Origin of the sequence: Sorangium sp. So ce426, assembly GCF_051475585.1 — a bacterium.
Classification (GTDB): domain Bacteria; phylum Myxococcota_A; class Polyangia; order Polyangiales; family Polyangiaceae; genus Sorangium; species Sorangium cellulosum_B.
Genome location: NZ_CP150341.1, coordinates 6,183,926 through 6,197,699 on the forward strand (window position 1 = coordinate 6,183,926; position 13,774 = coordinate 6,197,699).

General features: G+C 72.0%; 10 protein-coding genes. 9 read left to right on the forward strand and 1 reads right to left on the reverse strand.

Going from position 1 to position 13,774, the window contains the following annotated elements:
- Positions 1-150 precede the first annotated feature (150 nt).
- Both WMF44_RS22925 and WMF44_RS22930 read left to right on the forward strand, forming a co-directional pair.
- Complete coding sequence (locus WMF44_RS22925; protein ID WP_437301241.1) at positions 151-2,883, forward strand: protein kinase domain-containing protein; 2,733 nt, start codon at positions 151-153, stop codon at positions 2,881-2,883.
- A 377-nt stretch (positions 2,884-3,260) separates the two neighbouring features.
- Complete coding sequence (locus WMF44_RS22930; RefSeq protein WP_437301242.1) at positions 3,261-3,689, forward strand: GxxExxY protein; 429 nt, start codon at positions 3,261-3,263, stop codon at positions 3,687-3,689.
- A gap of 54 nt (positions 3,690-3,743) precedes the next feature.
- Here WMF44_RS22930 and WMF44_RS22935 read toward each other — a convergent pair whose 3' ends face one another.
- Positions 3,744-5,744, reverse strand: a complete 2,001-nt coding sequence (locus WMF44_RS22935; RefSeq protein WP_437301243.1) for a DUF6345 domain-containing protein — start codon at positions 5,742-5,744, stop codon at positions 3,744-3,746.
- Positions 5,745-5,964: 220 nt separating this feature from the next.
- On the opposite strand from WMF44_RS22935, the gene WMF44_RS22940 reads away from it, so the two are divergent.
- The 7 genes from WMF44_RS22940 (at position 5,965) to WMF44_RS22970 (ending at position 13,696) form a co-directional block, all read left to right on the forward strand.
- Entirely contained in the window at positions 5,965-7,077 is a 1,113-nt protein-coding gene (locus WMF44_RS22940; RefSeq protein ID WP_437301244.1) for a polyprenyl synthetase family protein, read from the forward strand.
- Positions 7,074-8,102: a mevalonate kinase gene (gene mvk / locus WMF44_RS22945; protein ID WP_437301245.1), complete on the forward strand. Its 1,029-nt coding sequence runs from the start codon at positions 7,074-7,076 to the stop codon at positions 8,100-8,102. The genes WMF44_RS22940 and mvk overlap by 4 nt, the downstream gene beginning before the upstream one ends.
- Positions 8,099-9,106, forward strand: a complete 1,008-nt coding sequence (mvaD, locus tag WMF44_RS22950) for a diphosphomevalonate decarboxylase (protein WP_437301246.1) — start codon at positions 8,099-8,101, stop codon at positions 9,104-9,106. Before mvk ends, mvaD begins: the two co-directional genes overlap by 4 nt.
- Positions 9,103-10,104, forward strand: coding sequence for a hypothetical protein (locus WMF44_RS22955; RefSeq protein WP_437301247.1), 1,002 nt, complete (start codon positions 9,103-9,105; stop codon positions 10,102-10,104). The genes mvaD and WMF44_RS22955 overlap by 4 nt, the downstream gene beginning before the upstream one ends.
- Positions 10,105-10,632: 528 nt before the next feature.
- Positions 10,633-11,520, forward strand: a complete 888-nt coding sequence (locus tag WMF44_RS22960; RefSeq protein ID WP_437301248.1) for a hypothetical protein — start codon at positions 10,633-10,635, stop codon at positions 11,518-11,520.
- 119 nt (positions 11,521-11,639) lie between these two features.
- The gene (locus tag WMF44_RS22965; RefSeq protein WP_437301249.1) at positions 11,640-12,902 is read left to right on the forward strand and encodes an AAA family ATPase; all 1,263 of its coding nucleotides are present in this window, start codon (positions 11,640-11,642) and stop codon (positions 12,900-12,902) included.
- On the forward strand, positions 12,899-13,696 hold the full coding sequence (locus tag WMF44_RS22970; protein ID WP_437301250.1) for a hypothetical protein: 798 nt from the start codon (positions 12,899-12,901) through the stop codon (positions 13,694-13,696). The genes WMF44_RS22965 and WMF44_RS22970 overlap by 4 nt, the downstream gene beginning before the upstream one ends.
- Positions 13,697-13,774 lie beyond the last annotated feature (78 nt).

A 13,774-nucleotide genomic window follows, 5' to 3' on the forward strand; every position in this document is an offset into this window, starting at 1 on the left:
CGAGGACACGCGAGGACACGCGAGGACACGCGGACGACGCCGGCGGCCTGCCGTGGTCCAGCCCGCGAGGGGCGTTGACAAGGATAACCGGCTTTGCTCAACTACCCAATCCGCTCGGAGCATCGCGCGCCCCTGAGGACGGCCGGTAACATGGTGGGCACGGGTCAAGACACCTCGGACGCGGAGCCGACCCAGGCGGCGATCATGGGCAAGTACCGGCTGATCGCGAGGCTCGGCCGGGGCGGGATGGGCGACGTGTTCCTGGCGATCGCGCGCGGGCCGGGGTCGTTCAACAAGCTCGTCGTTGTCAAGCGCCACCGCGGCGTGGGCGGAGCGGGCCGGGACGGCGAGAGGGTCGTCGCCATGTTCTTGGACGAGGCGAAGCTGTCCGCCCGCCTCAACCACCCCAACATCGTCCAGACCTACGAGGTCGATCACGACGACGCCGGCTACTTCACCGTGATGGAGTACCTGGAGGGCCAGCCGCTCAGCGCGGTCATGCGGGCGGTGGCCGAGGGGGAGCCTGGCGCGGCGGGCTTCACGCGCGGCGTCTTGGTGAGGATCGTGGCCGACCTCCTGAGCGGCCTCCACTACGCGCACGAGCTCCGCGATTACGACGGCGCGCCGCTCGGCATCGTCCACCGCGACGTCTCCCCGCACAACATCTTCGTCACGTACGACGGCGCGGTGAAGCTGCTCGATTTCGGCATCGCCAAGGCGTCCATCAACGCCGACCTCACCGAGACCGGGAAGCTGAAGGGCAAGACCTCGTACATGGCGCCGGAGCAGGCCGTCGGCAGCGGGTCGACCGATCGGCGGGCCGACATCTTCGTCGCGGGGATCGTGCTCTGGGAGCTCCTCACGCGGGAGCGGCTCTTCGAGGGCGACGCCGTGAGCGCGCTCTGGAAGCTGGCGGCCGTGGACGAGATCCCGCGGCCCTCGCTCCTCCGGCCGGACGTCCCCGCGGCCCTCGACGCCATCGTGGCGCGCGCGCTCGACCGCGATCCGGCGAAGCGGTTCGCGACCGCGCAGGAGATGCGCGCGGCGCTCGAGGACCACCTGCGCGCGGCGGGCGAGGACGTCGGGTCCGACGAGATCGGCGCGAGCATGCTGGGGGTGTTCGCGGAGCGCCGGGCGAGCATGCAGCGGCAGGTCAAGGCGTACCTCGAGCAGAGCGCGCAGGGCGCGGACCGCCCGAGCGTGCCCGTCGAGCCCCGCCCCTCTCGCGTGAGCCATTTCGAGGGCGCGGAAGGAAGGCGCATCCAGCCCGTGATCACCCTCGACGACGAGCTCGGGCAGAGGGCCTCCGGGACGCCGGGCCCCGGGCGCTCCGCCTCGGACTCGACGAGCCTGAGGTCGAACCTCCGCACGGCCGCCGGGCCTCAGCAGCGCAGCTACTGGATCGGGGCGCTCGGCGCGGCCGTGCTTGTCGCGGCGGCGGCGTTCTCGACGCGCCGCCCTGGTGGGCAGGCGCCGGCGGCCGGCTCCGCCGCGGCCGTGCTCGTCGAGCCGGACGCCGGCGCTCGCTGCACCGGGGTGCTCCGCGTCCGGATCACGACGGACGACACGGGGACGGCCACCGACATCGCGCCGCCGTACAACCACGGGGTCTACGACTACCTGCGCCACCTCAACGACAGTCAGGGAGGGCTCCGGGGCTGTCCCATCGACGTCGACATGAAGGACGCGCAGTACGACCCCGCCAGGACGGAGGAGGTCATCGAGTCGTGGCGGCGGCAGCCCGGGTGGAGCGAGGTCTCCACGCTGTTCGTGTTCGGCACCGGGCCGACGACCCGCGTGGCCCCGAGGCTCACGGAGGAGAAGAAGCTCATCATTCCCGGCTCCTACGCCGGCTCGCTCGCCACGCCGGTGCCGATCTCGGCGGACGTGTCCCACGCCGAGTTCAACGCCCTGGGCCAGAGCGCCTCCGCGACAGAGCACAAGACGAGCCCTGGATATCCCTACATCTTCTTTCCGGCCACGGACTACTCGACAGCGATCCGCATCGGCATCAAGGCCGCCTGGAAGATCGCGCCCGGGCGCATCGCGATGGTGCACGACACGATAGACAAGTGTCTTTACTGCGTCGATCCGCTCGCCGCGGGCAAAGCGTACGTGGAGGAGCTGCCCGGGATGCTGCTCGGCGAGGATCTGATCGTCCCGCAGACGTCGTCCCTCGAGGACGAGGGGCGCATCGTCGACGCGGTGATCGGCTATGTGAAGCGGGAGATCGAGAAGAAGCGGGCGGACCCGTCGTATGTGCCGGCGAGCTGGTTCTGGGCCGGCAACAGCGTGCTCTCCTCGTCCTTCGTCGGGAAGGGCGCGGCCGCGGCGCAGAAGCTCATCCAGCAGGCGTTCCCGGGGCCGGAGAAGAGCCGCTGGCAGCTGCGCGTGATGGCGAACAACTGGGGCATCGGCGAGAGGACCCTGGCGATCTGCGGCGCCGACTGCGCGGGGATCTTCTATGGGCTGTTCCCGGTGCCCGTTTATGGCGACACCCAGCACTCGAGCGGGATGGCGGAGATGCTGCGGATCCACAGGACCTACCGGGAGAAGGACGGCCACCCGCTGGAGCTGTACCAGGACCAGCCCTACGTCCAGGGCCACGCCGCGGCGCTCATGTGGCGCAAGGCCGTCGAGCGGGCCGTCGACGCTGGCCGCACGCACCCGACCGGAGAGGACCTGAAGGCCGCGCTCGAGGGCTTCCAGAACGTGGTGCTCGACGGGATGACGGCGGGGCCGATCTCGTTCAGCGCGACAGACCATCGGCCGCAGGCGAACGAGTCGGTGTACACGATCGGGGCCGCGGACGGGGGCGGGGTCGGGTTTCGGTTCGTCGATCACTGCTCGATCGAGCTCGACGCGAAGTGGCTCGGGTACTGAGGGGAGCTCTTAGCCTGCCGGAATGATGGCACCGCGAGGACGCCATAAGACGCCAAGAGGCGCCATGAGACGCCAAGAAATAATGAAAATTGGCGTCTTATGGCGCCTCTTGGCGTCTTATGGCGTCCTATGGCGCCTTGGCGATTTTAAAAGCCCCACCTTCAACCAAGGTACCTCACTACCTGGCTACGAGCTCCGTGCCGAGAGCTGAGTGCCACTTCGCCACTCTCCGCCTCGCCATCGCGCACGCCCTCATCGCGTGGCTCGCTCCGTGCCTTCCGCGTCGCCGTCAAGGCATCCCATGCTATCCAAAGCACCAAACGCTTTTTTGCGGCGGAGGACGCAACCGAGGGCGGGACCGTGTCGATAGATGCGAGATGAACCGCCAATACACCAAAGACGTCAAGGAAGGCGCGAGGTGCGAGCCCGACGCGGAGTTGGATCGCCTCGCCCAGGGCGTCGTCAGCGCCGCGCTCGAAGTGCACCGAACGCTCGGCCCTGGTTTCCTCGAAGCTATCTACGAGGAAGCACTCTGCGTCGAGCTATCCTTGCGCCACATCCCGTTCGCCCGGCAAATATGCGTCGACGTGGAGTACAAGGGGAATCTGCTGGGGCAGGCTCGTATGGATCTCGTGGTGGATGGTCGGCTCGTCGTCGAGCTCAAGGCCACCGAGTGCATCTCCCCGGTCCACCTCGCACAGTTGCTGACATATCTCAAAGCAACGAGACTTCGGCTTGGCCTCGTGATCACCTTCAACGTGGCCGTCCTCCGTACGGGCGTCAGGCGCGTGGTCCTTTCCCCCTGAATTTGGCGTCCTTGGCGGTTCCTCTCTTTGCGCGACCAACCTCCCGCAAGTGTGCTAGGTCGGCCCGGAGATCCGCCAGAACCCGATCCTCGCGGCCCCCGCCAGATCCGGCCCGACCGGCCCCTTCCCCCAGAAATGGTCATCGTAGTTGGGCACCGTCCACCCCTGCCCGTACGCCCCCATCACCGCGTAGATCACCTCGTCGTCCGGCTGGACCTCGATCGCCGTCGTCACCCACGCCTGCCGCACCGGCGCCGGGCTCGCGTCGTCGAGCAGGTAGCGCGCGAACATCGATCCTTCGGTCGTGTCGTCGAACGACTCCGTCGCATAGCCGAGCAAGAGGTGCAGCCCATCGAACGCGCCCGCCCACCGGTAACGCCACGCGCCGCCGTCGTCCTGGAGCGGGCCGCAGGCGGCCACCACCATCCACTCCAGGTTGGCGTTGCCCCAGCGGGCGTCGCTGAAATGGAGGACCCTGTCGTTCATCGCGCTGCAGAACATGAACCCGACGCCGTTCGCGTGCCCCGTGTAGAACGTGAGATCCACCGAATCCGCGAACGACGCGTCCTGGCCGCCCAGCGCCGGATCCTTGAAATCGACCTCCCACGCGCGCTGATCGCCCCAGTTGAAACGAGAGTCGATGCCCCCCTCCCGGAAGCTCTTCAGCAGCCCGTCGACGTTCGCCGCCGAGTGATCCAGGCCGCCGCAGAGCCCGACCCACTCGGCGCCGACCACCGCGCGGCCGTCGTCGACCGGCGGCGGGAGCGGCGGGCGCGCCGCGCCGAGCCCCGCCGACGCGCGGACGAACGAGAGCCGCTGCGCCGCCGTCGCGACCAGACCGTCGGCGTCCGTGACATAGAGCGAGAGCGTCTCCGTCTCCCCGCGAAGGCCAGAGACGCCAGACACCATCACCCGCGCGCCGCCTTCGCGCCCTTCGCGCCCGTCGCGCCCTTCGCCGACCGCGTCGAGCGAGCGCGCCGACGATACCCACCTGTACGTGTAGGGAGCAGTACCTCCGGTGACGCTCGCCTCCGCGACCGCGGTCGCGCCGTCCACACGCACCGAGATCTCGGCCCTCGGAGCGTCTATGACGGCCGGCACGATCCGCCTGCGGACGTCCACCACCTCCCCGCCGACCGTCCGCCGTGCGCTGCACACATAATGGGGCAGGATCCGCCGTACGTCGCGGGAGAGCGGCGGCGCGTAATAGACGAGCTCCGGCTCGGCCGCGATCACCGCGCCGACGCCCAGCGCGCCGGCGCACAGCGCGGGGGCCTCGGAGGCGGGGACGATCGCGACGTCCTCCCCTCGCGCGAGCTCGCGCCGCGCGTAGATCAGGTGCGTCACGGCGCCCTCGCCGTCGAACGTCACCCGGACCTTGGCCCCGGGGCCGATCAGCCGGATCCCCTCGAGCTCGTCGCGAAAGCTCACCTGCGTGTCGAGCTCGGCCCGCGCCACATAACGCCCCTCCGCGTCGACCGCCTCGAGCAGCGCGTGGCCGACGGCGATGTCGCTCCCGGCCGGCAGGCCCGCGGCGTCCAGCGCGGCCCACGCCCGCACCGCCGCGTCCGGCTCCGGCAGGACGCGCAGCGCCGCGAGCGCCTCGAAATCCAGGGCGTCATCGCCCGCCGACGTCTCGAAGCCGCGCTCGTCGCGGAACCCGGGCGCGGGCGGCGCGTCGGCCTTCCTCGTGGGCAAGCGCTGGAATCGCGCGCCGTCGAGGTAGCGGATCGCGCCGTCGGCCACGAGCGCGGCGGCGCCCCCCCGCGCGGGATCCTCCGCGAGCCCGAGCGCGCCGGCGAGCGCCGACGCCCGCGCGACGTCGGCGCCGCCGCCGATCACGCGGTATGCGGGCAGGGATCGCGCCTCCCTGCCAGGCGACCCCGCGGCAGGCGACGCCGCGGCAGGCGACGCCGCGGCAGGCGACCCCGCGCGGACCACGCCGCGATCGGCGCTCTCCGGGAGATCCTCGCGGGCGTCGCGGCCACCGCACCCGGCGACGCCGAGGGTCACGAGGAGAAAGACGCCCAGCACCCCATCCGGTGATCTCTTCATCAAAATCCCCCTTTCCCTGCGGCCACGGCGAGGCTCGGCGCGCAACTCCGCACGAGCGATCTCGCAGGGAGCCTCCGCGCGGCGCTCGCGGCCCGCGACGCGAGCACCACGCATTGCACGACCCAAGCCACCTCGGCCGCGCCGCTCCGCGGCGCGACTCCCCGCGCTCTCGGCCGAGATTGACCGCCTCGCGTCCGGCTCCTAGGCTGCCGCGCATTCCATGACAGCGCACACGAAGGACGGAGAGAGCGCGCCCGGCGCCGGCGATCGGACGCTCGAAGGGACAGCGGATCCCGGCGCGCGCCTGTTCCTCGACTTTCTCTCCTCGATCCGCCCCCGCGTCGACGCCGCGCTCGATCAGCGCTGGCGCGACAAGGCGGCCTCCGTGCAGCGCTACGGCCGCGAGGTCGAGGCCATGGTCTCCGAGGCGCGGAGCCTCACCCTGCGCGGCGGCAAGCGGTTCCGCGCGGGGCTGCTCGTCGCCGCCTACCAGGGCGTCGCGCCGGACGCGCCGCTCGGCCCCGCGATCGACGCCGGCGTCGCGCTCGAGCTGCTCCAGACGTACCTGCTCATCCAGGACGACTGGATCGACGGCGACACCGTCCGGCGCGGAGACCGCACCGTCCACGTCGCGCTGACCGAGACGCTCGGCGATCCGCACCTCGGGGCCTCGTCCGCGATCCTCGCTGGCGACCTCACCTGGAGCTTCGCGCTGAGCACGCTCGCGGGCGCGGACGCGCCGCCGGCGACGACGCTCGCGGCCGTCGTGCTGTTCTGCAAGATGCACGAGGACGTCGTGCTCGGGCAGCACCTCGACGTCGTCGGCCGGGCCGAGGACGTCGAGCAGATGCACGCGCTCAAGACCGGCAGCTACACGGTGCGCGGCCCGCTCGCGCTCGGCGCCACGCTGGCCGGCGCGCCGGCCGAGACCGTGGCGGCGCTCGAGCGGTTCGCGGCGCCCGTGGGCGTCGCCTTCCAGCTGCGCGACGACCTCCTCGGCACCTTCGGGAGCGCCGCCGCGACAGGCAAGCCGGTCGGCAACGATCTGCGCGCCGGCAAGCGCACCGCCGTGCTGGCCGCGGCCGAGGGCCGCCTCGACGCCGCCGGCCGGAGCGCCGTCGAGCGCGCGCTCGGCCGCAAGGAAGCGAGCGGCGACGCCGTGGCGGCCGCGACGCTCGCGCTCGAGGCGTGCGGCGCGCGGCGCGCGGTCGAGGAGCGGCTCTCCGCCCTGTGCGGCGAGGCCGAGGTCCTCGCGCGCTCGCTGCCCGTGAGCGCGCCGGCCCGGCAGATCCTGTGCGGGGCCGCGAGCGCGCTCCGGTGGACCGGCGCATGACCGAGGCGCTCGGCGAGGCGTCCGGCAAGGTCATCCTGCTCGGCGAGCACGCCGTCGTGTACGGGGCGCCCGCGCTCGCCGCCGGCATCGAGCGCGGCGCCCGCGCGCGGGCAGCCCGCTGCTCCGGCGCGAGCGCCCTCCTCCTCGGCGGGCGCGAGCTCCGCGCGGCGCCGGCCGAGGAGGACGTCGCGCGGGCGTTCGCGGCGCTCCTCCGGGCGCTGCCCGACGTCGGCCCGGTGCGCGTCGAGGCCGAGAGCGATCTGCCGCCCGGCGGCGGCCTGGGCAGCTCGGCGGCGCTCGGGGTCGCGATCGCCCGGTCGGTGGCCGCGCTCGCGCGCGCGCCCGCGGCCGCCGCGTGGACCGCGTCCGAAGGCGCGGCCGCCGCGCACACAGCGGCCGACGCCGCCGCCGTGACCGACGCCGCCGCCGCCTGGGAGCGCGTGTTCCACGGCAACCCGTCGGGCATCGACACGGCGGCCGCGGCCCGCGGCGGCTGCTTCCGCTTCACCCGGGCGCACGGCGCCACCTCCGTCTCCCCGCGCGACGACCTGTGGCTCTGCGTGGGCTCGACCGGGGTGTCGTCGTCCACGCGCAGCATGGTCGAGCTCGTGGCGAGGCTCTTCGAGCGCAAGCCCACGCTGGCCGCGACGTCCATCGCGGGCATCACGGCGCTCGTCGAGAACGCCGCCCTCGCGATCGAGGCGGGCGACGCTGTCGCGCTCGGCCGGCTGATGGACCTGAACCAGATGCTCCTCGCCGGCATGTTCGTCTCGACCGAGGCGATCGAGGCCCTGTGCAAGCTCGCGCGCGAGGCCGGCGCGCTCGGCGCCAAGCTCACCGGCGCCGGCGGCGGCGGCTCGGTCATCGCGCTGCTCCCGCCGCCTCCGCCGGGCGACGGCGGGGCGGCGGCGTCGAACAGCGCCGCCGACCGCGTGCTCGCCGCGTGGCGCGACGCGGGCTACAGCGGCTTCGTCACCCGGGTAAAAGCGGGCATGACGAGGACGGAGCCACAGGAGCAAGCATGAGCGTCGTGAGCCGGGCGACCGCGATCGCCCATCCGAACATCGCCCTCGCGAAGTACTGGGGCAAGCGGGCCGATGGCCACAACCTGCCCGCCGTCCCGAGCCTCTCGGTGACGCTCGCCGGGATGGAGACGACGACCGAGGTCGCCTTCGACGCGTCGCTCGACCGCGACGAGCTCCACCTCGGCGGCGCGGCCTTGCCGCCGGACGCGGAGGCGACGCGCCGGGTCGCCGGGCTCCTCGACCGGGTCCGCGCCGCCTCGGGGCGGCGCGAGCGCGCCCGCGTGGTCAGCCGGAACGACTTCCCCACCGCGGCGGGCCTCGCCTCGAGCGCGTCGGCGTTCGCCGCGCTCGCGCTCGCCGCGAGCGCCGCCGCGGGCCTGCCCACCGCGCCTGCGCTGGTGAGCGATCTCGCGAGGAAGACCTCGGTCTCGGCCGCGCGCTCCGCGTTCGGCGGCTTCGTCGAGCTCCGCGCCGGCCGCCCCGGGGACGATACGCTCGCCGCGACGCCGCTCGCGCCCGAGGACCACTGGCCGCTCGCGGTCGTGATCGCGGTGACGCGCGAGGGCCCGAAGGACGTGGGCTCGAGCGACGGCATGCGGCACACCGCGATGACGAGCCCGTACTTCCCCGCGTGGGTGGACGCGGCGCCGTCGCTCTTCGACGCGGTCCGCGCCGCGGTCCTCGCGCGCGACCTCGCCGCGCTCGGCGCCGCGGCCGAGGCGAGCGCCCTGTGCATGCACGCCTCGAGCATCGCCGCCTCGCCGGGCCTGCTCTACTGGACCGGCGCCACCGTCGAGGTGATCGCCGCGGTGCGGAGGCTCCGCGCCCAGGGGACGCCGGCGTTCTTCACCATCGACGCCGGCCCGCACGTGAAGGTCTTCACGACGCCCGAGGCGCAGGCCGCCGTGGGCGCGGCGCTGCTCGCCGTCCCTGGCGTCCTCCGCACCATCACGGCGATCCCCGGCGGCGGAGCCCGCCTCGCGCCCTCGTCCGGGGGCGCGTGATCGTCCGGGCGCCTGGCAAGCTGGTCCTCTCGGGCGCCTACGCCGTGCTCGAGGGCGCGCCGGCGCTGGTCGCCGCCGTCGATCGGTACGTCCTCGCCGACCCGGCGCGGCCCGCCGCGCTCGTCACCGAGGAGGTCCAGGCCGCGATCGACGCCGGCGCGCTCGACGCGGCGGCGTGGTTCGACGCGTCCGCGCTCCGCTCGGCGGCGCCGGAGCCGCCGCTGGCCTCGCCGGGCGCGCCGCCCCGCGAGGCGAGCCGCAAGCTCGGCCTCGGATCGAGCGCCGCCATCCTCGTCGCGACGCTCGCCGCGCGCGCCGCGGCGGCCTCGGAGGCGCGGGCGGCGCGCGCGTCCACCGAGGACCGGCGCGCGCCCGCGTGGGACCCCCGCGCGCTCTTCCTCGACGCGCTCGCGGCGCACCGGCGCGCGCAGGGCGGAGGCAGCGGCGTGGACGTCGCGGCGAGCGTCTACGGCGGCGTGCTCTGCTGCCGGCTTGGGCCGGGCGGCGAGCTCGACGTGGCGCCGCACGCCCTGCCGGGCGGCCTCGTCATCGAGGTCTTCGCCAGCGACGCCTCGGCGCGCACGAGCGCCATGCTCGAGCGCGTGCGCGCGCTCGCGGCCCGCGAGCCGGAGGTGCACCGCGCGCTGCTCGGCGCGGCCGCCGAGGGGGCGCGCGCCGCGATCGAGGCCGCGGACGCCCGCGCGCTCGTGGCCGCGCTGGATCGGCAGGTCGACGCGCTCGCCGAGCTCGGCGACCGTTCGGGCGCGCCGATCGTCACCCCCGCGCTCAGGCGCCTCCGCTCCGCCGCGGCCGCCGAGGGCGCGGCGATCACGCCGAGCGGCGCGGGCGGAGGCGACGTCTCCCTCTTCGTCGGCGGCGCGCCGCCCTCGACGGCATGGCTTGCCGCGGCGCGTGAAGCCGGCCTCGAGCGCGTGCCGATGTCGCTCGGCGCCCCCGGCGTCCACGTGCTGGACGCAGCCCCTCCGCTCCCTGCCTGAGCGCGTCCCCTCGCCGATCGTGCGCCGCGCGGTGCCGGAGCGCTTGGCACGGAGCCCGCTCTGCTCGCTCCCGGATCGACCGCGGCGCTGCGCTCGGGCGACGCACCGCGGTCCTTCATGAGGCCTTCGGGACGCGAACAGCAGGGAAAGCATGGACTTCGTGGAGCCGGCGATGCTGCAGCGCCGCCATGAAAGCTTGAGTTTTCATGGTGATACCGCCTGGACGGCCGATGAGCGCGGTGGGCGCTCGGTCCTCCAAGGCGGGCTCCGCGGGCAGGAGGCTGCCGGCGCGGGCTCGGCGGGCGTGACCTGCGTTCACAGCGCGGTGACGGATCGGCGCGGGGGCGCGCGCAGGCGCGCCGGACCGCCGGCCGTCGGTCGCGGTTCGGCCGCGGGGGGTGGTGAACGGGGTGAGGTGGCACGAGGACCAGAGGACCAGGTGAGGAGGGGGGCTCCATGACGACGTGCGATCGAGAGCTTTGCCGATTGGAGGATGTGCTTGGCGCCAGCATGGCCGAGTCGAGGGCCATGCTGGCAGCGTTCGGCGTCCAGGTCGCACCGCTGCGGAAGCGCACCGCGAGCACGTACCTGGGGCGGGTGCTGGTCCACCCGTACAACCTGCTCGTCGTGGGGAGCGCGCTCCTCCTGAGCTTCATCGGCTGGAGCCCGCTGCTCCTGCTGCTCGGGCTCGGGGCGGAGCTCGTGATCCTGTGCGTCATCCCCTGGCGCGGCATCTTCCGGCGCAGCATCGACGCGCAGCTCGACGAGGTGGATCGGGCGGCCTGGTCGAGGGCGCGCGAGTCCTTGATCCGGCAGATGGACATCCGGCACCAGCAGGAGCTCGCGCGGCTCGATCGTTTGATCGATCGCACCCGCGAGAACATCCGGCGCCGCGGCGGATCGGTCCCGCCCCTGCTCGACGAGGGCTTCGGCCTGAGCCGCCTCATCATGAGCTACATCCGCCTCGCGATCGCGCACAAGGCCGGCCAGGAGTCGCTCGCGATGACCAACCACGGCGAGCTCATGGACACGATCCGCTCGCTCGAGGCGGTCCGGAGCACGTCCGCGGGGCGGACCCGCGGGCTGTCCGAGCGGCGCCTCTCGATCGCGTACCGGCGCGCCGAGTGCTGGAGCCAGACCCGCGACGGCCTGGAGGTCGTGTCGCAGAAGCTCGCCACCATCCTGGAGCTCATCCAGCTCATGCACGAGCAATCGATGACGCCCGTGGATTCGCCGGCGACGTGCGTGGAGATCGACAGGTTCATGCGCGAGCTCGACGATATCGACAACGGCGAGAGCACGCAGCGCGAGCTCGCGGAGCTCGACATGGACATGGACAGGGCGTTCGAGCTCGAGGAGCTCGAGACCGAGCACATCCAGCACAGCCGCCCCCCGATGCGCCTCGTCGCGCGTTGAGGGGCGCGGGTCGGCGGCGCAGGCGGGCGCGATCGCTCGGCGACGCGGGGGAGCGCGCCGCGCTGCGCTCGGGCCGCTGCGGTTGACGGCGCAGCGCGGCGGGCTAACGTCGGCGCGCGATGCTGAAGCTCAGGCGACTGCGGATCGAGAAGTTCCGGGGCGTGGCGCCGGGCACGGAGCTCCGGTTCTCGGACGGGCTCAACGTGCTGCTCGGCCAGAACGGGACCGGAAAGACGACGCTGCTCGAGCTGATCTCGATGGTGGTGAGGTCGGATTTCAGCAGCTTGGCCAGAGAAGAGTTCGCCGTCGAGTACGAGCTCACGATCCCAGGAGAGGCGACAGCGACCGTCGTTATCAGCAACAAAGATCAGACGAGCCTTCTACAAGTAGAAGCGAAGCCCCGCGCAATAATCGACTTGTCGGAGTATTGGCGATCTGCTGCAGACGTCACGCTCGACGACTCGCCATCTAGACCTCGCCGCCACATTCGGTACGACAGCGAGCGTGGACTTACGATCGGAGACGACCAGCCGATCGGAGCGGGTCGGGAGCTTTCATGCCTCAACCCAGGATTTCTTTGGATCTACATGATGCAGGATCCTGACTTCATCCCAACCCCCATTTACAACACGGTTCTTGGTGCAAGCTCGGCGAGACGCTTCGACGAGTCGCTGGAGCTATTCACGTGGCTCACCGGATCGAGCGATGCTCACCGCGTGGTCGTCGTTCGTCAAGAGAGGGTGCTGGTTTCCAGAATCAAGTCCCCTCTCCTACCGAATGCCCTCCGCCGACAACTGGAGCCGTTGTATGAACGGTCAAGGTCTGACTACACCTTCAAGCACCCTGAGCTGGAGTTCCTTGCCACCATCAAGGGGATTATGGGGTTCGACGCCGCCGAGCTGAAGGTGGACGTGACCGAACGGCACCCGTGGGGTGAAGCTTACGAGGACGTGACGCTCGGGAACTTCGTATTCCGGTTCTGGTGGGAGGGCGGCGAGTTCATCACCCACGCGCGCCTGAGCTACGGACAGAAGCGCCTGCTCACGTTCTTCTATTACCTCGCCTGCAACGACGACATCGTCATCGCCGACGAGCTCGTGAACGGTCTGCATCACCACTGGATCACGGCGTGCGTCGACGCCATCGGAGAGCGTCAGGCGTTCTTGACGAGCCAGAACCCGCTCCTGCTCGACTACGTCCCCATCACCTCGGCCGAGCAGGTCCACCATAGCTTCGTGCTCTGTCGCGGCGAGCGGCGCGGCGGCAGACCGGCCTGGACCTGGACGAACATGAGCGACGAGGACGCCGCGGAGTTCTTCGCGGCCTACGAGGTCGGCGTCGAGCACGTGAGCGAGATCCTGCAGTCGCGGGGCCTGTGGTGAGCCAGGAGGCAGCCCGCCTCGCGATCGTGATCCTCACGGAAGACAGCGGTGAGGACGGTCGCGCGACCGTCGAGGCGCTCGTCGGCCGGATGCTGGAGCTCGTCGTTCCCGGTTACGGGCGCCATCGGGTCGACTTCCTTCCGAGCGAGCCGAAGGAGGAGGAGGCAATGCGCGGCAACGTCTGGAAGACCGACGGGAAGAACCCGCGCGAGCACGAGCGACGCGTCCGGCTGCTCAGGTACATCGCGCGCAAGCTCTTATCGCCGAACACCTTCGTCGTTTTCCATCTCGACGGCGATCGGCCGTGGGCCGAGCGGAACACCAGCGAGAACCTCGACAAGTTCGATCGACGGGTCCTGACGCAGCTGCCGCAGGTCGCCGAGCGGGGTCGCGCGAACGCTCCTCGGACCAGGCTGCGAGCCAAGGACGACGCCGAGCCGCCTGCGCCCGCGCTGCCGATGGAGCGTCTCCTTCTCGTCTGCCCGTTCCGGAGCATCGAGGCATGGCTCTACCAGAACGTTCAGCGCGCGAGCGAGATATGCCGCCGCGAGCACGGGGGCCGCCACGTCGGGGAGATCGCGGCATGGGAGGGAAAACGTGCGGAGCTCGATGAGTTGCCCGCGCCCGACCAAGCGCTGTGCCTGAAGAAGGCATACAACAGAGAGCTCGCATCCAACGGATTTCCCACACACCTCGCCTATGACGTCGGGAAATCGTTCGCCGAGAGCGTGGATCGCATGGGTCGGTGCGGCGCGTTGCGCGCCGCGCTCGAGCGCACATGCGGCTGGGGATGATGCGGCCGCTGCACCAGCGGCGCTGATGAGGGCGAGGAGGACCTCGGGCGCACCGCGTCGACGGCGCCACGGCCGCAA